This window comes from Streptomyces sp. CCM_MD2014 (assembly GCF_000772045.1).
Lineage (GTDB): Bacteria > Actinomycetota > Actinomycetes > Streptomycetales > Streptomycetaceae > Streptomyces > Streptomyces salinarius.
Genome location: NZ_CP009754.1, coordinates 7,122,980 through 7,143,173 on the forward strand (window position 1 = coordinate 7,122,980; position 20,194 = coordinate 7,143,173).

Below are 20,194 nucleotides of genomic sequence, written 5' to 3' on the forward strand. Positions count from 1 at the left end.
ACGAGAGGGGCTTCCGTACGCACCGTACGGAAGCCCCTCTCGTATGTGGTCCGCGGCCGTCAGCCGCCGAACTCGTGCAGCCCCTTGAGCGCCTGGTCGAGGAGTGCCTGGCGGCCCTCCAGCTCGCGGGCGAGCTTGTCGGCCTTGGCGTCGTTGCCCTGGCTGCGCGCCTGCTCGATCTGGGAGCGCAGCTTGTCCACGGCGGCCTGGAGCTGACCGGTCAGGCCCTCGGCACGCGCGCGTGCCTCCGGGTTGGTCCGGCGCCACTCGGCCTCCTCGGCCTCCTGGAGCGCCCGCTCGACCGCGTGCATCCGCCCCTCGACCTTGGGCCGGGCGTCGCGCGGCACGTGGCCGATGGCCTCCCAGCGCTCGTTCACCGAACGGAAAGCGGCGCGGGCCGCCTTCAGATCGGTGACCGGGACGAGCTTCTCGGCCTCCTCGGCCAGCTCCTCCTTGAGCTTCAGGTTCTCCGCCTGCTCGGCGTCCCGCTCGGCGAAGACCGAGCTGCGGGCCGCGAAGAACACGTCCTGGGCGCCGCGGAAGCGATTCCACAGGTCGTCCTCGTGCTCGCGCTGGGCGCGGCCGGCGGCCTTCCACTCGGACATCAGGTCGCGGTAGCGCGCGGCCGTCGGACCCCAGTCCGTCGAGTTCGACAGGGCCTCGGCCTCGGAGACCAGCCGCTCCTTGGTCCGGCGGGCCTCCTCGCGCTGCGCGTCGAGCTGCGCGAAGTGCTGCTTGCGGCGCTTGGAGAACGCCGAGCGCGCGTGCGAGAAGCGGTGCCACAGCTCGTCGTCGGACTTGCGGTCCAGGCGCGGCAGGCCCTTCCAGGTGTCCACCAGCGACCGCAGCCGCTCACCGGCGGCCCGCCACTGGTCCGAGCGCGCCAGTTCCTCCGCCTCGGCGACCAGGGCCTCCTTGGCGCTGCGCGCCTCGTCGGACTGCTTGGCCCGCTGGGCCTTGCGCTCCTCGCGGCGGGTCTCCACGAGCGCGACGAGCTTGTCCAGCCGGGCCCGCAGCGCGTCCAGGTCGCCGACCGCGTGGTGCGCGTCCACCTGCTCGCGCAGGTGGTCGACGGCGGTCTGGGCGTCCTTGGCCGACAGGTCGGTGGTCTTCACGCGCTTCTCGAGGAGGCCGATCTCGACAACCAGGCCTTCGTACTTGCGTTCGAAGTAGGCCAGCGCCTCCTCGGGGGAGCCTGCCTGCCAGGATCCGACGACCTTTTCGCCGTCGGCCGTACGCACGTACACGGTCCCCGTCTCGTCGACGCGGCCCCACGGGTCGCTGCTCACAGCGCCTCCTCCACATGATGCCTGCGGAGGGCTTCGCTACCCCCGGGCATCGTCCACAGTTTCGTCACGGCCAACATAGGCGACCGGCGGGGGGCCTGTCCGCATCCCGCACGACCGAACTTTCGCTGATGAGCGTCAGGATGTGGTGACCGTGGCCTTGTCGATCACGACCGTCGCGTTGGGGGCGGTGTTGCCCGTCGTCGGGTCCGCGGGCTGGGCTCCGGCGGAGGCGATCTTCTTCAGGACCGCCATGCCCTCCTTCGAGACGGTGCCGAACGGCGTGTAGCTCGGAGGCAGCTGGCTGTCCTGGTACACGAGGAAGAACTGGCTGCCGCCGGAGTCCGGCTGCCCGGTGTTGGCCATCGCCACCGTGCCCGCCGGGTACGTGTTGTCCTTGAGGCTCTCGTCCTTCAGGTTCTCGTCCGGGATGTTGTAGCCGGGACCGCCGTTGCCCTTGGCGGTGGGGTCGCCGCACTGGAGGACGTAGATGCCCTCGGTGGTGAGCCGGTGGCACTTGGTGTGGTCGAAGTAGCCCTTGCCCGCCAGGAAGTCGAACGAGTTGACGGTGTGCGGTGCCGCCTTCGCCTTCAGTGCGATGTCTATGTCACCGCACGTGGTCTCCAGCTTCATCGTGTACTTCGCCGACTTGTCGATGGTCAGCGCAGGTTCCTTCTTCCAGGTCTGCGTCTTGACCTTGCCCTCGGCCGGCTTGTCGCACGGGTCCGGAGCCTTGCTGGTCGCCGAGGCGCTCGGAGTGACCTCCGCGCTCGCGTTCGTCTTGCTGTCGTCGTCCCCCAGGACCACGCCGGTCGTGTACAGCGCGACGCTGCCGATCAGGATCACGCCCAGCACGGACGCGATCGCGGCGTTGCGCATGCGCGCCTTGCGTCGCGCGGACGTACGTCGCTGCTGCTGCCGCAAGAACTTCTCCCGGGCGAGCTGACGCCGCCGCTGCTCCTGGCTGACCACCGGGTTCTCTCCTCATGCGTCTTCGTGTGCCGACCGGTACGCGTGGGTGCGATGAGCCGACCGTGGGCGTGTAGCCCCGTACCGTATATGGGTTCGCTGAGGAATCGGCACCGCCGGTAGGCTCTGACCATGGGCGCGACCGGTTCGCAAGCCCACCCGTACCGACCCAAACGAAGGACGATCGTGCTCATTGCCGGGTTCCCCGCCGGTGCCTGGGGAACGAACTGTTACCTCGTCGCCCCCGCCGCCGGTGAGGAGTGCGTGATCATCGACCCGGGCCACCAGGCGGCCCCCGGAGTCGAGGACGCGATCCGCAAGCATCGGCTCAAGCCCGTCGCCGTCGTCCTCACCCACGGCCACATCGACCACGTCGCCTCGGTCGTCCCGGTGTGCGGCGCCCACGACGTGCCGGCCTGGATCCACCCCGAGGACCGCTACATGATGAGCGACCCCGAGAAGGGCATCGGCCGCACCATCGGCATGCCGCTCATGGGCGAGCTGACCGTCGGGGAGCCGGACGACGTCAAGGAGCTGACCGACGGCGCGCAGCTCGAGCTGGCGGGTCTGAAGCTGTCGGTCGCGCACGCGCCGGGCCATACCAAGGGGTCGGTGACCTTTGGCCTGCCCGAGTCGGCGGACATCCCGCCGGTGATGTTCTCGGGCGACCTGCTGTTCGCCGGCTCCATCGGACGCACCGACTTCCCCGGTGGCTCCATGGACGACATGCTCGAGTCCCTGGCACGCGTGTGCCTGCCGCTCGACGACTCGACCGTGGTGCTGTCCGGACACGGCCCCCAGACGACCATCGGCCAGGAGCGCGCCACCAACCCGTACTTGCGGCAAGTGGCCGCAGGCCGCCAAGGGAACAGCGCTCCGAACGCGCCCCGACGAGGAATGTGACGAGACCTTCCGTGAGCACCTTCAAGGCCCCCAAGGGCACGTACGACCTGCTGCCGCCCGACTCCGCCAAGTTCCTGGCCGTCCGCGAGGCGATCGCCGCCCCGCTGCGCAACTCCGGCTACGGCTACATCGAGACGCCCGGCTTCGAGAACGTCGAGCTGTTCGCCCGCGGCGTCGGCGAGTCGACCGACATCGTGACCAAGGAGATGTACGTCTTCGAGACCAAGGGCGGCGACCGCCTCGCCCTGCGCCCGGAGACCACCGCCCCCGTACTGCGCGCGGTCCTGGAGGCCAACCTGCACAAGGCGGGCAACCTGCCGGTGAAGGTCTGGTACTCGGGCTCGCAGTACCGCTACGAGCGCCCCCAGAAGGGCCGTTACCGCCACTTCTCCCAGGTCGGCGCCGAGGCGATCGGTGCCGAGGACCCGGCCCTGGACGCCGAACTGATCATCCTGGCCGACCAGTCGTACCGCGCCCTCGGCCTGCAGAACTTCCGCATCCTGCTCAACTCCCTGGGCGACAAGGAGTGCCGTCCCGTCTACCGGGCCGCGCTCCAGGACTTCCTGCGCGGTCTCGACCTGGACGAGGAGACGCTGCGCCGCGCCGAGATCAACCCGCTGCGCGTCCTGGACGACAAGCGCCCGGACGTGCAGAAGCAGCTCACCGACGCCCCGCTGCTGCGCGACTACCTGTGCGACGCCTGCAAGGCGTACCACGAGGAGGTGCGCGAGCTGATCACGGCGGCGGGCGTGGTCTTCGAGGACGACCCGAAGCTGGTGCGCGGCCTGGACTACTACACGCGCACGACCTTCGAGTTCGTCCACGACGGCCTGGGCTCCCAGTCCGCGGTGGGCGGCGGCGGCCGCTACGACGGACTGTCCGAGATGATCGGCGGCCCCTCCCTGCCCTCGGTCGGCTGGGCCCTCGGCGTCGACCGCACCGTCCTCGCCCTGGAGGCGGAGGGCATCGAACTGGACATCCCGTCCGCCACCTCCGTCTTCGCCGTCCCGCTCGGCGAGGAGGCCCGCCGGGTCCTGTTCGCCAAGGTCACCGAGCTGCGCAAGAACGGCGTCGCCGCCGACTTCTCCTACGGCGGCAAGGGCCTCAAGGCCGCGATGAAGGCGGCCAACCGCTCGGGCGCCCGCTACGCCCTGGTGCTGGGCGAGCGCGACCTGGCCGAGGGCGTCGTCCAGCTCAAGGACATGGAGTCCGGCGAGCAGACCGCGATCGGCGTCAACGAGATCGTGGCGGAGCTGGAGTCGAGGCTCGGCTGACCCGCGCCACCCTTCCGGGGCACGCGTTTTCGCTCGCGCGTGCCCCTGGGGAACGGAGGGTGGCCAAAACGCGCCGCTCCGGAGTGATCGCCGATCCGTTCATAGGCTCATCGAACGGTGCCCCTACAGGGTCGTGCGGCACAATGGCCCCTGCCCGAAGCAGGTCCCACTCCCCAGTGACGGAATCGGCGTGATGAGCAAGACGACAGTGAAGGACGTCTCCACCGTGGCAGAGTCCGCGCCGGACGGCAGCACCCGCACCCCGCGCACCGAGGGCGGCAGCCGCGCCCTCGCCCTGCTGCTGGTGATCACGGGCGCGGCCGGACTGCTCGCCGCCTGGGTCATCACGATCGACAAGCAGAAGATCCTCGAGGCCAAGGTCGCCGGCACCACCTTCACGCCCGGCTGCAGCCTCAACCCGGTCGTCTCCTGCGGCAACATCATGGAGAGCGACCAGGCCTCCGCCTTCGGCTTCCCCAACCCGATGCTCGGCCTCGTCGCCTACGGCATCGTCATCTGCGTCGGCATGAGCCTGCTCGCCCGCGCCACCTTCCCGCGCTGGTACTGGCTCACCTTCAACGCCGGCTGTCTGTTCGGCGTCGGTTTCGTCTCCTGGCTGCAGTTCGAGTCCCTGTACCGGATCAACTCGCTGTGCCTGTGGTGCTGCCTGGCCTGGGTCGCCACGATCCTGATGTTCTGGTACGTGACCTCCTTCAACGTCCGCAAGGGCTTCCTGCCCGCGCCGAACTGGCTGCGCGGCTTCTTCGGCGAGTTCACCTGGGTCCTGCCGGTGCTGCACATCGGCATCATCGGCATGATGATCCTCACCCGCTGGTGGGACTTCTGGACCAGCTGACAGCCCCCGTCGCGTTGTCAGTCCGTTGATTTAGGGTTCAAGGCGTGGAGCCCGATCTGTTCACCGCCGCAGCCGAAGAACGCCAGGAGAAGGACCCGACCGGCAGCCCCCTCGCCGTGCGGATGCGCCCGCGCACCCTCGACGAGGTCGTCGGCCAGCAGCACCTGCTCAAGCCCGGATCCCCCCTGCGCCGCCTGGTCGGCGAGGGCGCGTCCGGCCCGGCGGGGCCGTCCTCGGTCATCCTCTGGGGCCCGCCGGGCACCGGCAAGACCACCCTGGCGTACGTCGTCTCCAAGGCCACCAACAAGCGGTTCGTGGAGCTGTCGGCGATCACCGCGGGCGTCAAGGAGGTCCGCGCGGTCATCGACGGCGCCCGCCGCGCCGTCGGCGGGTACGGCAAGGAGACCGTCCTCTTCCTCGACGAGATCCACCGCTTCAGCAAGGCCCAGCAGGACTCCCTGCTCCCGGCCGTCGAGAACCGCTGGGTCACCCTGATCGCCGCCACCACCGAGAACCCGTACTTCTCGGTGATCTCCCCCCTGCTCTCCCGCTCCCTCCTGCTCACCCTCGAACCCCTCACCGACGACGACGTCCGGGGCCTGCTGCGCCGCGCCCTGACCGACGAGCGGGGCCTCAAGGGCGCCCTCACCCTCCCCGGGGACACCGAGGAGCACCTGCTGCGCATCGCCGGCGGGGACGCCCGGCGCGCGCTGACCGCGCTCGAGGCCGCCGCCGGGGCCGCGCTCGACAAGGGCGAGGCGGAGATCGGCCTGACCACGCTGGAGGAGACGGTCGACCGGGCCGCGGTGAAGTACGACCGCGACGGCGACCAGCACTACGACGTCGCCAGCGCCCTGATCAAGTCCATCCGCGGCTCCGACGTCGACGCCGCCCTGCACTACCTGGCCCGGATGATCGAGGCCGGCGAGGACCCCCGCTTCATCGCCCGGCGCCTGATGATCTCCGCCAGCGAGGACATCGGCCTCGCCGATCCGAACGCGCTGCAGATCGCCGTCGCCGCCGCCCAGGCCGTCGCGATGATCGGCTTCCCGGAGGCCTCCCTCACCCTCAGCCACGCCACCATCGCCCTGGCCCTGGCCCCCAAGTCCAACGCGGCGACCACCGCCATCGGCGCCGCCCTGGACGACGTGCGCAAGGGCCACGCCGGGCCGGTCCCCGCCCACCTGCGCGACAGCCACTACAAGGGCGCCGGCAAGCTGGGGCACGGGCAGGGGTACGTGTACCCGCACGACCTGCCCGAGGGCATCGCCGCCCAGCAGTACGCCCCGGACGGGCTCAAGGACCGCACGTACTACACGCCGACCCGGCACGGCGCCGAGGCCCGGTACGCGGACGCCGTGGAGTGGACCCGCGGGCACCTCGGTCGCAAGCCGTCCTGAGCAGCCTGTAGAATCGCCCGGAGTGCCGAGTCCCGTGCCGTCAGAACGGGACAACCGGCCGGAACCCTCCGGGGTTCCAGGAGCGTCGCGCACCGTCGATCGGTGTCGCGGGCAGCCCACCACCACCCGGTTTCCGGGAGCGGTCGGTGGGCCACTCGCGTGCTGCACGTATGTGCCCAGACCAGGGGAGCGGCTGCCCGACAGGTCCGTCAGCGGACCCGGCGGGTTTCCCCGGCTGCGGATTGCGACCTCCCACAACCCTGACAAGCCGGAAATCTAGAGAAGAGACACACACAGTGGCGAACCAGTCCCGCCCCAAGGTCAAGAAGTCGCGTGCCCTCGGCATCGCGCTGACCCCGAAGGCCGTCAAGTACTTCGAGGCCCGCCCCTACCCGCCGGGCGAGCACGGCCGCGGCCGCAAGCAGAACTCGGACTACAAGGTCCGTCTGCTCGAGAAGCAGCGTCTGCGCGCGCAGTACGACCTCAGCGAGCGCCAGCTCGTCCGCGCCTACGAGCGTGCCTCCAAGACCAACATGAAGACCGGCGAGGCCCTGGTCATCGAGCTCGAGCGCCGTCTCGACGCGCTGGTCCTGCGTTCGGGCATCGCCCGCACGATCTACCAGGCCCGCCAGATGGTCGTCCACGGCCACATCCAGGTCAACGGCCAGAAGGTCGACAAGCCGTCCTTCCGCGTCCGCCCGGACGACGTGGTGCAGGTGCGCGAGCGCTCCAAGGAGAAGACGCTCTTCACCATCGCCCGCGAGGGTGGCTTCGCCCCCGACGGCGAGACCCCGCGCTACCTCCAGGTGAACCTCAAGGCCCTGGCGTTCCGCCTGGACCGCGAGCCGAACCGCAAGGAGATCCCGGTGATCTGCGACGAGCAGCTCGTCGTCGAGTACTACGCCCGCTGATCCCAGCCCCGGCGCAGTACACCCGCGGTACTCAGCCCGCCGTCTCCCCGCCCTTCCCGGTGGGCGAGGCGGCGGGCTTCGCCGTCCCCGCCCGGGCACCCGCCGCGGACCGGCCGTCGGCGGCCGTGCGCGGCGCCGGCAGCGAGGCCGGCACCCCGGGACGGCGCAGCGCCCGCGCCACCGCCTCCCGGCGGCCGAGCCGTGCCCCGTGCCGTACGCACTGCTCGTACCGTTCGTCGCCCAGCTGTTCCCGGGCCGCCGCCTCGCACAGCTCGTGCGGCGCGTTGTAGTGCGCCGACCCGAACAGCGGGAGCCCCACCGACGGCCACATCCGCCCCGCCGCGCCCTGCAGCACCGCCGCCTCCGCCGCGTCGCCCTCCGCCACCGTGACCAGGGCGAGGAGCTCCACCGCCAGCACCGAGCCCAGCTGGTCGCGGAAGCGGTGCGCCCCGCCCAGACAGTCGGCCAGCAGTTCGCGGGCGCGCAACGGGTCGCCGTCGCTCCAGGCCGCGTAGGCCAGGACGTACAAGGCGTAGCCACGGGCCCAGCGCTCGCCGTGGTCCTCGCACACCTGGCGCACGTCCTCGCACAGGCGCACCGCGTCCGGCAGATCGCCCCGGAACGCCCGGGCCATCGCCAGCTCCACCTGGCCCATCAGCACGTTGCTGTTCAGCTCGCCGATCTCCCGGTAGCGGTGCAGCGCGGAGCGCAGCAGCGTCTCCGCGCGCGGAAGGTCGTCCCGCACCAGTGCCAGGCAGCCGGTGCGGTGCTCCGCGTACGCCACCGCGGTCGGGTTCCCCGAGCGCTCCGCCTCCTCGCGGCACTCCTGGAGCGCCCCGATCGCGCGCACGGTGTCGCCCTGGAGGATCGCCACGTACGCGAGCACCCACAGCGCCTTCAGCCGGGACTGCTCGCCCGCCGTCGGCTCCGCGTCCAGCCGCACCGCCTGCTCCAGCCAGTGCCGCCCCTCCGACAGCCGCCCGCAGCCGACCCAGTGGAACCACAGGGCCCCCGCCAGATACTGACCCAGGTGCGCGCCGTCCGGCTCGCCCAGGCAGTGCTCCAGGGCGCTGCGCAGATTCGGCAGCTCGGTGTCCACCCGCGCGGCGACCTCGGCCTGGCGCGGCGAGAACCACTCCAGCTCGCACCAGGTCGCCAGGCCCACGTACCAGTCCCGGTGCCGCCGCCGCAGCCGGTCCGCGTCACCGGCCGCCGCCAGCCAGTCGGCGCCGTAGGCCCGCACCGTGTCGAGCATCCGGTAGCGCACCCCGGCCGGGGACTCCTCGCGGGTCAGCACGGACTGGGCGAGCAGCGCGGACAGCACGTCGAGCACCTCGTCGGCAGGCAGTCCGTCCCCGCTGCACACGTACTCGGCGGCCTCCAGGTCGAACGGCCCGGCGAACACCGACAGCCGCGCCCACAGCAGTCGTTCCGGCGGCGTGCACAGCTCGTGGCTCCAGCCGATCGCCGTACGCAGCGTGCGGTGCCGGGGCAGCGCGGTGCGGTCCCCGCCCGCCAGCAGCCGGAACCGGTCGTCGAGCCGGCGCAGCACCTGCCCCGGCGACAGCGCGCCCAGGCGCCCCGCCGCCAGCTCGATCGCCAGCGGAATCCCGTCCAGACGCCGGCACAGCTCGCGCACCTCCCGCTGGTCCGCGTCCGGGTCGGCGTCGTAGCCGCAGGTGACGTGGAGCTGCCCGGCCCGGACCGTCAGCAGCTCCACGGCCTCCTCCGTGCCCAGCGGCGCCAGCGGCACCAGCCGCTCCCCGGCCGCGTCCAGGGGTCTGCGCCCCACGGCCAGCACCTGGAGCCCCGGAGCGCGGCCCAGCAGGTCGGTCACCAGCGACGCGCAGGCGTCCACCAGGTGCTCGACCCCGTCGAGGATCAACAGCAGTTCCCGCTCGGCCAGGTGCGCCAGCAGAGTCTCGCGCGGCAGCCGGGTCGTGTGATCGGTCAGGCCCAGCGCCTCCACGACCGCGTAGTCGACGAACTCCTCGTCGCGCACCGGCGCCAGCTCCACCCGCCACACCCCGTCCCGGGGCGAGCGACGCGCGGCCGCCCGTGCGGCCAGCCGGGACTTGCCGACACCGCCGGTCCCGGTGACCGTCACCAGCCGGGCCGAGTCCAGGGCCCCGGCCAGTTCCGCGAGTTCGGTCGCTCTGCCCACGAAGGTGTCGAGCTCCAGCGGTAGATTGCCGTGCGGGATGCCGTCGCGCCGAAGGTCTCGCATGAAACACGGAGCGTACTGAACCGTATTCACTCCGTACAATCGCTTCGCGCGACTCGGCCGGACCGCGCCGCGCGCGACGGGGAATCGGGTACGGAGCCCCGCGCCCGGCGCGATAGGCTCGGTGCACGACTTTCCCGATGTTCAAGGCACGTCTTTCAGGGAGCGGGTGCACACAGTGTCCGGTGGCGAGGTGGCCGGGATCCTGGTGGCCGTCTTCTGGGCGATCCTGGTCTCCTTCCTCGCCGTGGCACTGGCGAGGCTGGCCCAGACGCTCAGGACGACCACCAAACTCGTGGCGGACGTGACCGACCAGGCCGTCCCGCTGCTGGCCGACGCCTCGGCGGCGGTGCGCAGTGCGCAGACCCAGATCGACCGGGTCGACGCGATCGCCTCCGACGTCCAGGAGGTCACCTCGAACGCCTCCGCGCTGTCCACCACCGTGGCCTCCACCTTCGGCGGCCCGCTGGTCAAGGTCGCGGCGTTCGGGTACGGCGTCCGCCGGGCACTCGGCGGTCGCAAGGAGGACATGTCCGCCCCGGCCGACCGGGCGCGGCGCACCGTGATCGTGGGACGCACGCTCCCGGCCGCGCGGCGGACGAAGCGGAAGAAGGGCTGACCGAGGGATGTTCCGCCGTACGTTCTGGTTCGGCACCGGCGTGGCCGCCGGTGTGTGGGCCACCACCAAGGTCAACCGGAAGCTCAAGCAGCTCACCCCCGACAGCCTCGCCGCCACCGCGGCGAACAAGGCGCTCGACGTGGGCGTCCGGGTCAGGGACCGCGCGGTGGGCTTCGCGCTCGACGTCCGCGACAACATGGCCCAGCGGGAGGCCGAACTGGACGACGCGCTGGGCCTGAACGCCCCCGTCGAACCGGAACTCCCCGCCCCCCGGCGTCGCTACGCCATCGAGAACAGCAACGGCAGCAACCCGAAGTACGTCGTCGACGACAGGACGACCTACTCGTACAACCGGAATGAGGACCACTGATGGAGTCGGCCGAGATTCGTCGCCGCTGGTTGAGCTTCTTCGAGGAGCGCGGTCACACCGTCGTCCCTTCGGCGTCGCTCATCGCGGACGACCCGACTCTGCTCCTCGTCCCGGCCGGCATGGTGCCCTTCAAGCCCTACTTCCTGGGTGAGGTCAAGCCGCCCTTCGACCGCGCCACCAGCGTGCAGAAGTGCGTGCGCACGCCGGACATCGAAGAGGTCGGCAAGACCACCCGGCACGGCACGTTCTTCCAGATGTGCGGCAACTTCTCCTTCGGCGACTACTTCAAGGAAGGCGCCATCAAGTACGCCTGGGAGCTGCTCACCAGCGCCCAGGACAAGGGCGGTTACGGCCTCGACCCCGAGCGTCTGTGGATCACCGTCTACCAGGACGACGACGAGGCCGAGCGCATCTGGCACGACGTCGTGGGCGTCCCCTCCGAGCGCATCCAGCGCCTCGGCAAGAAGGACAACTACTGGTCCATGGGCGTCCCCGGCCCCTGCGGCCCCTGCTCCGAGATCAACTACGACCGCGGCCCCGAGTTCGGCGCCGAGGGCGGCCCCGCCGTCAACGACGAGCGGTACGTGGAGATCTGGAACCTCGTCTTCATGCAGTACGAGCGGGGCGAGGGCATCGGCAAGGAGGAGTTCGAGATCCTCGGCGAGCTGCCGAGCAAGAACATCGACACCGGCCTGGGCCTGGAGCGTCTCGCCATGATTCTGCAGGGCGTGCAGAACATGTACGAGATCGACACCTCCATGGCCGTCATCAAGAAGGCCACCGAACTGACCGGTGTGGCCTACGGCGACGCCCAGGCCTCGGACGTCTCCCTGCGCGTGGTCACCGACCACATGCGCACCTCCGTGATGCTCATCGGCGACGGCGTCACCCCCGGCAACGAGGGCCGCGGCTACGTGCTGCGCCGCATCATGCGCCGCGCCATCCGCAACATGCGCCTCCTCGGCGCCACCGGTCCGGTCGTCAAGGACCTGATCGACGTCGTGATCGGCATGATGGGGCAGCAGTACCCCGAGCTGATCACCGACCGCGAGCGGATCGAGAAGGTCGCCCTCGCCGAGGAGAACGCCTTCCTCAAGACGCTGAAGGCCGGCACCAACATCCTCGACACCGCCGTGAGCGACACCAAGGCCGCCGGCGGCACCGTGCTCGCCGGTGACAAGGCGTTCCTGCTCCACGACACCTGGGGCTTCCCGATCGACCTCACCCTGGAGATGGCCGCCGAGCAGGGGCTGTCCGTGGACGAGGACGGCTTCCGCCGCCTGATGAAGGAACAGCGGGAGCGCGCCAAGGCCGACGCCCAGGCCAAGAAGACCGGCCACGCCGGTGCCGGTGCCTACCGGGAGATCGCCGACAAGGCCGGCGCCACCGACTTCGTCGGCTACACCGACACCGAGAGCGAGTCCACGATCGTCGGCATCCTCGTCGACGGCGCCTCCTCCCCGGCCGCCACCGAGGGCGACGAGGTCGAGATCGTGCTGGACCGCACCCCGTTCTACGCCGAGGGCGGCGGCCAGATCGGCGACACCGGCAGGATCCGGGTCGACACCGGCGCCGTGATCGAGGTCCGCGACTGCCAGAAGCCGGTGCCGGGCGTCTACGTCCACAAGGGCGTCGTCCAGGTCGGCGAGGTCACCGTCGGTGCCAAGGCCCAGGCCTCCATCGACGACCGCCGCCGCAAGGCCATCGCCCGTGCCCACTCGGCCACCCACCTCACCCACCAGGCCCTGCGCGACGCCCTCGGCCCGACGGCCGCGCAGGCCGGCTCCGAGAACCAGCCCGGCCGCTTCCGCTTCGACTTCGGCTCTCCGTCCGCCGTGCCGACGGCCGTGATGACCGACGTCGAGCAGAAGATCAACGAGGTGCTCGCCCGCGACCTCGACGTGCGCGCCGACGTCATGGGCATCGACGAGGCCAAGAAGCAGGGCGCCATCGCCGAGTTCGGCGAGAAGTACGGCGAGCGCGTGCGCGTGGTGACCATCGGCGACTTCTCCAAGGAGCTGTGCGGCGGCACCCACGTGCACAACACCGCCCAGCTCGGACTGGTCAAGCTGCTCGGCGAGTCCTCCATCGGCTCCGGCGTGCGCCGCATCGAGGCCCTGGTCGGCGTCGACGCCTACAACTTCCTCGCCCGCGAGCACACGGTCGTCGCCCAGCTCCAGGAGCTGATCAAGGGCCGCCCGGAGGAGCTGCCGGAGAAGGTCTCCGCGATGCTCGGCAAGCTGAAGGACGCCGAGAAGGAGATCGAGAAGTTCCGCGCCGAGAAGGTCCTCCAGGCGGCCGGCTCGCTCGCCGACTCCGCCAAGGACGTGCGCGGCGTGGCCCTCGTGACCGGCCAGGTCCCCGACGGCACCACCGCCGACGACCTGCGCAAGCTCGTCCTCGACGTGCGCGGCCGCATCCAGGGCGGCCGGGCCGCGGTCGTGGCCCTGTTCACCACGGTGAACGGCAAGCCCCTCACGGTCATCGCCACCAACGAGGCCGCCCGCGAACGCGGCCTCAAGGCCGGTGACCTGGTGCGCACCGCCGCCAAGACCCTCGGCGGCGGCGGTGGCGGCAAGCCGGACGTCGCCCAGGGCGGCGGCCAGAACCCGGCCGCCATCGGCGACGCCGTCGACGCCGTCGAGCGCCTCGTGGCGGACTCGGCCAAGTGAGCACCCCCGAGAACGACCAGGCGGACGGCCCGGCGATGCGCAGGGGCCGCCGCCTGGCGATCGACGTCGGCGACGCCCGTATCGGGGTCGCGTCCTGCGACCCCGACGGCATCCTCGCCACCCCGGTGGAGACCGTCCCCGGCCGCGACGTTCCGGCGGCACACCGGCGCCTGCGGCAGCTGGTCGGGGAGTACGAGCCCATCGAGGTCGTCGTCGGCCTCCCTCGCTCCCTCAAGGGGGGCGAGGGCCCGGCCGCGGCCAAGGTCAGGCGGTTCACGCAGGAGCTGGCCAAGGGCATCGCGCCCGTCCCGGTCCGGCTGGTGGACGAACGCATGACGACGGTCACCGCCGGTCAGGGGCTGCGCGCCTCGGGGGTGAAGTCCAAGAAGGGCCGGTCGGTCATCGACCAGGCCGCCGCTGTGATCATCCTCCAGCAGGCACTCGAATCCGAACGGGTGTCAGGCAGGCCACCCGGCGAGGGCGTCGAAGTGGTCATCTGATCGCGATACGGTAACGTTCCGCGCGATGCGGAGGCATTCGAACAGCCACCGCACAGCAAGAGGCGGAACGGAAGCGGGCCCTTCGGCACAGGCCACGTCCCCCGTCGCCTCGCGGCTCTAGGGGATCGATGACTGAGTATGGCCGGGGCCCAGGCTCCGAACCGTGGCATCCCGAGGACCCGTTGTACGGGGACGGTGGATGGGGCGGACAGCAGGCCCACGCGGGTCAGCAGTCCCCCTACGGCGGCCAGCCGCAGCAGTATCCGGAGCAGCAGGCGCAGCAGGGCTACGGCGACTGGGGCAACGCCGGCCAGCCGTCGTACGGCGGCGGACAGCACTCGTACGACCAGTACGGCCACCAGCACCCCGAGCCGCAGTACGACCAGTACGGCCACCAGTACGACCAGCACCAGTACGGTCAGCAGCAGTACGACCAGCAGTACGCGCCCCAGGCCCAGCCGCAGCAGGGCTACGACGACGGCGGCTGGGGCGGCGGAGCGCAGCCCCAGGCGCACTACCCGGCCGACCCGTCCGACCCCTACGGACAGCAGGCCGGCGCCTACGGTGCCGAACAGCCCGACCTGTACGTCACCCCCGAGGCCTACCCGCCGCCGGAGCCGCCCACCCGCCGGCGCGCCGAGCCCGAGCCGCAGCGCACCGACTGGGACCCCGGGCCGGACGAGGGGGAGCACGCCTTCTTCGCGGGCGGCGACGGCGACGACGAGGCGGACGACGGCCGCGAAGACCCCCGGGACCGCAGGAGCCGGGGCGGCGGCAAGCCGAAGAAGCGCCGCAGCGGGTGCGCCTGCCTCGTGGTCTGCCTGGTGCTCGGCGGCGGCGTGGCCGGTATCGGGTATTTCGGCTACCAGTTTTACCAGGATCGTTTCGGCGCGGCCCCGGACTTCGCGGGCGACGGCAACGGCGAGCAGGTCACCGTCACCATTCCCAAGGGCGCGGGCGGCTCCACGATCGGCCAGGAGCTCAAACGGCAGGGCGTGGTGAAGAGCGTCGACGCCTTCATCGCCGCCCAGCAGAGCAACCCCCGCGGCAAGAGCATCCAGGACGGCGTGTACACGCTGCAGAAGGAGATGTCGGCCGAGAGCGCGGTCGAACTCCTGCTCAGTCCGAAGAGCCGCAGCAACCTGATCATCGCCGAGGGCAAGCGCAACGCCGCCGTCTACGAACTCATCGACAAGCGCCTCGGAGTGAAGGCGGGCACCACCGCCCAGGTGGCCAAGTCCGAGTACAAGAACCTCGGCCTGCCCGAGTGGGCGCTGAACCACAAGGACGTCAAGGACCCCCTGGAGGGCTTCCTCTACCCGTCCAGCTACTCGGCCGCCAAGGGGCAGAAGCCCGAGGACGTGCTGAAGCAGATGGTGGCACGGGCCAACGAGCAGTACGAGAAGATCGGCCTGGAGGAGAAGGCGGAGGGCCTCGGTCTCAAGGGCCCGTGGGAGCTGCTCACCACCGCGAGCCTGGTGCAGGCGGAGGGCAAGACGCACGAGGACTTCCGCAAGATGGCCGAGGTCATCTACAACCGGCTCAAGGAGTCCAACACCGAGACGAACCAGAAGCTCCAGTTCGACTCGACGTTCAACTACCTGATGAAGCAGAGCAAGATCCACATCAGCGAGTCCGAGATCAACAGCAACCCGGACCCGTACAACACGTACTACCACCGCGGCCTGCCGCCCGGCCCCATCGGCAACCCCGGCGCGGAGGCCCTGCAGGCGGCGCTCAACCCCACCGACGACGGCTGGATCTACTTCGTGGCCACCGACGGTGTGGAGAAGACCGAGTTCGCCAAGACCCACGACGAGTTCCTGAAGCTGAAGGACAAATTCGATGCCGCCTCGGGCAACTGACCGGCGCCGGGCCGCCGTTCTCGGCTCTCCGATCGCCCACTCCCTCTCCCCGGTGCTGCACCGTGCCGCCTACGCGGAGCTGGGCCTCGCGGACTGGACGTACGACCGCTTCGACGTCGACGAGGCCGCCCTGCCCGGCTTCTTCGCGGAGCTGGGCCCCGAGTGGGCGGGGCTGTCGCTGACCATGCCGCTCAAACGGGCGGTGATCCCGCTGCTCGACACGATCAGCGAGACCGCGGCCTCCGTCGACGCGGTGAACACCGTCGTGTTCGGCGAGGACGGCCGGAAGACCGGTGACAACACCGACATCCCCGGCATCGTCGCCGCCCTGCGCGAGCACGGCATCGAGAAGGTCGAGACCGCCGCGATCCTCGGTGCCGGCGCCACCGCGTCCTCCGCCCTGGCCGCGCTCGCCCGCGTCTGCACCGGTGAGATCTCCGTCTACGTCCGCAGTGAGGCGCGCGCCGCCGAGATGCGGGGCTGGGCTCAGCGGCTCGACGTCGACGTACGCCTCGCCGACTGGTCGGACGCCGAGGAGGCACTGCGTGCCCCGCTGGTCGTGGCCACCACCCCGGCCGGCGCCACCGACGCGCTCGCCGCCGCCGTCCCCGAGATGCCGGCCACCCTCTTCGACGTGCTCTACGACCCCTGGCCCACCGCGCTCGCGGCCCGGTGGTCGGCGTACGGCGGTGCCGTCGTCAGCGGCCTCGACCTGCTGCTCCACCAGGCGGTGCTCCAGGTGGAGCAGATGACCGGCCGTGCTCCGGCGCCGCTGGCCGCCATGCGAAAGGCGGGGGAGCAGGCGCTCGCGGACCGCTAGTATCCGTCCGGTTGCGCAGGGGGCGGAACCGGAGGGGGAAGACGATCCATGTACACAGGCGTGCCGCTGGCCTCCGCCAAGAGTCAGGTGTTCGAGGCCGTCCTGGGTTTCCTGCCCGACTGGGTGCAGATCACGGTGCTCGCCCTGATCGTGCTCGCCGTCGTCGCGAGCTGGGTGGTCAAGGCGAAGCGCGGGATCGCCCGGCGGCGCGCGCGGCGCGCGGCACAGGCACTGCCCGGGACGGATCCGTACGGCGGCCAGGGCACCGGCGCCGACCACCTGGGACCCTACGCGCCGCCCCGCCCGGAGGCGCGCGGCGCCGACTTCCTCGGCCCCTACGCTCCGGCGCGGCGGCAGGAGAGCGGCGCGGACTTCCTCGGCTCCTACGCTCCCTCGCCCCAGCACGGCAACCCTCCCGCCTGACGCCGCCGGAGTCCGCCCGTCCGTCCGGCAAATGGACCGGCGACCTGGTCCTGCGCCCGGACGTGGGAGGATCGGAGGCGGCGGACCGGGGCCGCGCACCCGGTCGGACCGTCGCGTACGCGAAGCAGACGTGTACGCGGGGCATACCGGGGCGCGAGCACTGAGGAGCACCGTTGAGCAGGTTGCGCTGGCTGACCGCGGGGGAGTCCCACGGTCCCGCACTCGTCGCGACGCTGGAGGGACTGCCCGCCGGCGTGCCGATCACGACCGGCATGGTGGCGGACCACCTGGCGAGGCGGCGGCTCGGCCACGGTCGCGGTGCGCGGATGAAGTTCGAGCGCGACGAGGTCACCTTCCTCGGCGGCGTCCGGCACGGTCTGACGATGGGTTCTCCGGTCGCGGTCATGGTGGGCAACACCGAGTGGCCCAAGTGGGAACAGGTGATGGCGGCCGACCCGGTCGATCCGGAGGTGCTGGCCGGCCTTGCGCGCAACGCCCCGCTGACCCGTCCGCGCCCCGGCCACGCGGACCTCGCCGGGATGCAGAAGTACGGCTTCGACGAGGCCCGTCCGGTTCTGGAGCGTGCCTCGGCGCGTGAGACGGCGGCCCGGGTGGCGCTGGGCGCGGTGGCCCGGTCGTACCTGAAGGAGACGACGGGGGTCGAGATCGTCAGCCACGTCGTCGAGCTGGCGTCGGCGAAGGCGCCGCAGGGTGTGTACCCGACGCCGGACGACGTCGAGCGGCTGGACGCCGACCCGGTGCGCTGCCTGGACGCGGAGGCGTCGGAGGCGATGGTCGCCGAGATCGACCAGGCCCACAAGGACGGCGACACCCTCGGCGGCGTCGTCGAGGTCCTGGCCTACGGCGTGCCGGTCGGTCTCGGTTCGCACGTCCACTGGGACCGCAAGCTCGACGCGCGGCTCGCGGGTGCCCTCATGGGCATCCAGGCGATCAAGGGCGTCGAGATCGGCGACGGTTTCGAGCTGGCCCGCGTGCCCGGTTCCCGGGCGCACGACGAGATCGTGAGCACGCCTGAGGGTGTCCGGCGGGTCTCCGGCCGTTCCGGTGGTACCGAGGGCGGCCTCACCACCGGTGAGCTGCTGCGGGTGCGTGCCGCGATGAAGCCGATCGCGACCGTGCCGCGCGCTCTGCAGACCGTGGACGTGAGTACCGGGGAGGCCGCGCAGGCGCATCACCAGCGTTCCGACGTGTCCGCGGTGCCGGCCGCCGGGATCGTGGCCGAGGCGATGGTGGCGCTGGTCCTCGCCGACGCGGTGGCGGAGAAGTTCGGCGGCGACAGCGTGACCGAGACCCGCCGCAACGTCCAGTCGTACCTCGACAACCTGGCCATCCGGTGAGCGCCCCGCTGATCGTCCTGGCCGGACCGATGGGAGTCGGCAAGTCCACCGTCGGGCAACTGCTCGCCGAGCGGCTCGGCACGGGCTTCCGGGACACGGACGAGGACATCGTCACCGCTCAGGGACGGGCCATCGCCGAGATCTTCGTCGACGAGGGCGAGGCCGCCTTCCGGGCCCTGGAGAAGGACGCCGTGCGCCGTGCGCTCGCCGAGCACGACGGCGTGCTCGCCCTCGGCGGCGGCGCGGTCCTCGATGCCGGCACGCGGGCGCTGCTCGCCGGACAGCGGGTCGTCTACCTCTCGATGGACGTCGAGGAGGCCGTCAAGCGCACCGGCCTGAACGCGGCGCGCCCGCTGCTCGCGGTCAACCCGCGCAAGCAGTGGCGCGAGCTGATGGAGGCCCGTCGGCACCTCTACGAGGAGGTCGCCACGGTCGTCGTGGCCACGGACGGCCGCACCCCCGAAGAAGTCGCGGAAGCCGCCCTGGATGCACTGGAGTTGAAGGAAGCATGAGCGAGGAAGTCACCCGGATCCAGGTCGGCGGCACCGCGGGTTCCGATCCGTACGAGGTCCTGGTGGGCCGTCGGCTCCTGGGGGAGCTGGGCGGTCTGATCGGTGCCGGGGCGAAGCGGGTCGCGGTGATCCATCCCGAGGCGCTCGCCGAGACCGGTGACGCGCTGCGCGCCGATCTCGCCGGGCAGGGCTACGAGGCGATCGCCATCCAGGTGCCCAACGCGGAGGAGGCCAAGACGGCCGAGGTCGCCGCGTACTGCTGGAAGGCGCTGGGCCAGTCCGGCTTCACCCGTACCGATGTCGTGGTCGGCGTCGGCGGCGGGGCCAGTACCGACCTGGCCGGATTCGTGGCCGCCACCTGGCTGCGCGGGGTGCGCTGGATCGCCGTGCCCACCACCGTGCTGGCCATGGTGGACGCCGCGGTGGGCGGCAAGACCGGTATCAACACCGCCGAGGGCAAGAACCTCGTCGGCGCCTTCCACCCGCCCGCCGGTGTCCTGTGCGACCTGGCCGCCCTGGACTCCCTCCCGGTCAACGACTACGTCTCCGGCCTCGCCGAGGTCATCAAGGCGGGCTTCATCGCCGACCCGGCGATCCTGGACCTGATCGAGTCCGACCCGCAGGCCGCGCGCACCCCCGCCGGAGTGCACACCGCCGAGCTGATCGTGCGTTCCATCAGGGTCAAGGCCGAGGTCGTCTCGTCCGACCTCAAGGAGGCGGGCCTGCGGGAGATCCTCAACTACGGCCACACCCTCGGCCACGCCATCGAGAAGAACGAGCGCTACAAGTGGCGTCACGGCGCCGCCGTCTCCGTGGGCATGCACTTCGCCGCCGAACTGGGCCGCCTCGCGGGCCGGCTGGACGACGCCACCGCCGACCGCCACCGCACCATCCTCGAGGCCGTCGGCCTGCCGCTGCACTACCGCTACGACCAGTGGCCCAAGCTGGTCGAGAACATGAAGGTCGACAAGAAGTCCCGCGGCGACCTGCTGCGCTTCATCGTCCTGGACGGTCTCGCCAAGCCCACCGTGCTGGAGGGTCCCGACCCCGCCGTCCTCCTCGCCGCCTACGGCGAGGTGGGTGAGTAGTACCCGCGTGTGCCCTTCCGTCCGATTCGCCCTGCCGGACGGGCACTTCGCGCCGCCCCCGGCCGTTCACCAAACGACGGCCGGGGGCGGTACCGTTCGGTAGCAGGACGGCGGACCCCCTTCCCGCCGCCAGCGCCCATCGCC

At 71.3% G+C, this 20,194-nt stretch carries 18 protein-coding genes; 15 read left to right on the plus strand and 3 right to left on the minus strand.

The genetic code is table 11. The features are described from left to right. Positions 1 to 59: 59 nt before the first annotated feature. Both NI25_RS31785 and NI25_RS31790 read right to left on the minus strand, forming a co-directional pair. Complete coding sequence (locus NI25_RS31785; RefSeq protein ID WP_061445754.1) at positions 60 to 1,289, minus strand: DUF349 domain-containing protein; 1,230 nt, start codon at positions 1,287 to 1,289, stop codon at positions 60 to 62. A gap of 135 nt (positions 1,290 to 1,424) precedes the next feature. Further along, positions 1,425 to 2,258, minus strand: a complete 834-nt coding sequence (locus NI25_RS31790) for a peptidylprolyl isomerase (RefSeq protein WP_061445755.1) — start codon at positions 2,256 to 2,258, stop codon at positions 1,425 to 1,427. A gap of 183 nt (positions 2,259 to 2,441) precedes the next feature. Between NI25_RS31790 and NI25_RS31795 the strand changes: the two genes are divergently transcribed. The 5 genes from NI25_RS31795 to rpsD all read left to right on the plus strand — a co-directional run bounded on the left by NI25_RS31795 (position 2,442) and on the right by rpsD (position 7,599). Further along, on the plus strand, positions 2,442 to 3,158 hold the full coding sequence (locus tag NI25_RS31795; RefSeq protein WP_061445756.1) for an MBL fold metallo-hydrolase: 717 nt from the start codon (positions 2,442 to 2,444) through the stop codon (positions 3,156 to 3,158). Positions 3,159 to 3,169: 11 nt separating this feature from the next. Beyond that, positions 3,170 to 4,432: a histidine--tRNA ligase gene (gene hisS, locus NI25_RS31800; RefSeq protein WP_061445757.1), complete on the plus strand. Its 1,263-nt coding sequence runs from the start codon at positions 3,170 to 3,172 to the stop codon at positions 4,430 to 4,432. A 193-nt stretch (positions 4,433 to 4,625) separates the two neighbouring features. Then, entirely contained in the window at positions 4,626 to 5,288 is a 663-nt protein-coding gene (locus tag NI25_RS31805) for a vitamin K epoxide reductase family protein (protein WP_061445758.1), read from the plus strand. Positions 5,289 to 5,332: 44 nt separating this feature from the next. Further along, positions 5,333 to 6,688: a replication-associated recombination protein A gene (locus NI25_RS31810; RefSeq protein WP_061445759.1), complete on the plus strand. Its 1,356-nt coding sequence runs from the start codon at positions 5,333 to 5,335 to the stop codon at positions 6,686 to 6,688. A gap of 296 nt (positions 6,689 to 6,984) precedes the next feature. Further along, the gene (gene rpsD / locus NI25_RS31815) at positions 6,985 to 7,599 is read left to right on the plus strand and encodes a 30S ribosomal protein S4 (protein WP_030185023.1); all 615 of its coding nucleotides are present in this window, start codon (positions 6,985 to 6,987) and stop codon (positions 7,597 to 7,599) included. Between the two features lie 31 nt (positions 7,600 to 7,630). Here the strand turns inward: rpsD and NI25_RS31820 are convergent, their stop codons facing one another. Beyond that, complete coding sequence (locus NI25_RS31820; protein WP_061445760.1) at positions 7,631 to 9,826, minus strand: ATP-binding protein; 2,196 nt, start codon at positions 9,824 to 9,826, stop codon at positions 7,631 to 7,633. A gap of 166 nt (positions 9,827 to 9,992) precedes the next feature. Here NI25_RS31820 and NI25_RS31825 point away from each other — a divergent pair, with 166 nt between their 5' ends. The 10 genes from NI25_RS31825 (at position 9,993) to aroB (ending at position 20,050) form a co-directional block, all read left to right on the plus strand. Then, positions 9,993 to 10,442 carry a DUF948 domain-containing protein gene (locus NI25_RS31825; protein WP_102930884.1) on the plus strand — a complete coding sequence of 150 codons (450 nt, stop codon included), beginning with the start codon at positions 9,993 to 9,995 and terminating at the stop codon, positions 10,440 to 10,442. Between the two features lie 7 nt (positions 10,443 to 10,449). Further along, positions 10,450 to 10,812 carry a hypothetical protein gene (locus tag NI25_RS31830; protein ID WP_061445762.1) on the plus strand — a complete coding sequence of 121 codons (363 nt, stop codon included), beginning with the start codon at positions 10,450 to 10,452 and terminating at the stop codon, positions 10,810 to 10,812. Then, on the plus strand, positions 10,812 to 13,484 hold the full coding sequence (gene alaS / locus NI25_RS31835; protein ID WP_061445763.1) for an alanine--tRNA ligase: 2,673 nt from the start codon (positions 10,812 to 10,814) through the stop codon (positions 13,482 to 13,484). Before NI25_RS31830 ends, alaS begins: the two co-directional genes overlap by 1 nt. A gap of 35 nt (positions 13,485 to 13,519) precedes the next feature. Continuing rightward, positions 13,520 to 13,984 (plus strand): Holliday junction resolvase RuvX, encoded by a 465-nt coding sequence (gene ruvX, locus NI25_RS31840; RefSeq protein WP_061447178.1) that lies wholly within the window; start codon positions 13,520 to 13,522, stop codon positions 13,982 to 13,984. A gap of 128 nt (positions 13,985 to 14,112) precedes the next feature. After that, on the plus strand, positions 14,113 to 15,849 hold the full coding sequence (gene mltG / locus NI25_RS31845; RefSeq protein ID WP_061445764.1) for an endolytic transglycosylase MltG: 1,737 nt from the start codon (positions 14,113 to 14,115) through the stop codon (positions 15,847 to 15,849). Next, entirely contained in the window at positions 15,830 to 16,669 is an 840-nt protein-coding gene (locus NI25_RS31850) for a shikimate dehydrogenase (RefSeq protein ID WP_061445765.1), read from the plus strand. The genes mltG and NI25_RS31850 overlap by 20 nt, the downstream gene beginning before the upstream one ends. Before the next feature lie 48 nt (positions 16,670 to 16,717). Further along, positions 16,718 to 17,092 carry a hypothetical protein gene (locus tag NI25_RS31855; RefSeq protein ID WP_061445766.1) on the plus strand — a complete coding sequence of 125 codons (375 nt, stop codon included), beginning with the start codon at positions 16,718 to 16,720 and terminating at the stop codon, positions 17,090 to 17,092. A 173-nt stretch (positions 17,093 to 17,265) separates the two neighbouring features. Beyond that, positions 17,266 to 18,450: a chorismate synthase gene (aroC, locus tag NI25_RS31860; RefSeq protein ID WP_061445767.1), complete on the plus strand. Its 1,185-nt coding sequence runs from the start codon at positions 17,266 to 17,268 to the stop codon at positions 18,448 to 18,450. Then, positions 18,447 to 18,962, plus strand: coding sequence for a shikimate kinase (locus NI25_RS31865; protein ID WP_107071920.1), 516 nt, complete (start codon positions 18,447 to 18,449; stop codon positions 18,960 to 18,962). The genes aroC and NI25_RS31865 overlap by 4 nt, the downstream gene beginning before the upstream one ends. After that, a complete protein-coding gene (gene aroB, locus NI25_RS31870; protein WP_061445768.1) occupies positions 18,959 to 20,050 on the plus strand; it encodes a 3-dehydroquinate synthase in 1,092 nt (363 codons plus the stop codon). The genes NI25_RS31865 and aroB overlap by 4 nt, the downstream gene beginning before the upstream one ends. The last annotated feature ends 144 nt before the right edge of the window (positions 20,051 to 20,194 follow it).

Bases quoted from the DNA above. Each gene is read 5' to 3' on its own strand.
- NI25_RS31805 (WP_061445758.1), top strand. From the start codon at position 4,626: ATGAGCAAGACGACAGTGAAGGACGTCTCCACCGTGGCAGAGTCCGCG.
- NI25_RS31820 (WP_061445760.1), bottom strand. From the start codon at position 9,826: ATGCGAGACCTTCGGCGCGACGGCATCCCGCACGGCAATCTACCGCTG.
- NI25_RS31830 (WP_061445762.1), top strand. From the start codon at position 10,450: ATGTTCCGCCGTACGTTCTGGTTCGGCACCGGCGTGGCCGCCGGTGTG.
- alaS (WP_061445763.1), top strand. From the start codon at position 10,812: ATGGAGTCGGCCGAGATTCGTCGCCGCTGGTTGAGCTTCTTCGAGGAG.
- ruvX (WP_061447178.1), top strand. From the start codon at position 13,520: ATGCGCAGGGGCCGCCGCCTGGCGATCGACGTCGGCGACGCCCGTATC.
- mltG (WP_061445764.1), top strand. From the start codon at position 14,113: ATGACTGAGTATGGCCGGGGCCCAGGCTCCGAACCGTGGCATCCCGAG.
- NI25_RS31850 (WP_061445765.1), top strand. From the start codon at position 15,830: ATGCCGCCTCGGGCAACTGACCGGCGCCGGGCCGCCGTTCTCGGCTCT.
- NI25_RS31855 (WP_061445766.1), top strand. From the start codon at position 16,718: ATGTACACAGGCGTGCCGCTGGCCTCCGCCAAGAGTCAGGTGTTCGAG.
- aroB (WP_061445768.1), top strand. From the start codon at position 18,959: ATGAGCGAGGAAGTCACCCGGATCCAGGTCGGCGGCACCGCGGGTTCC.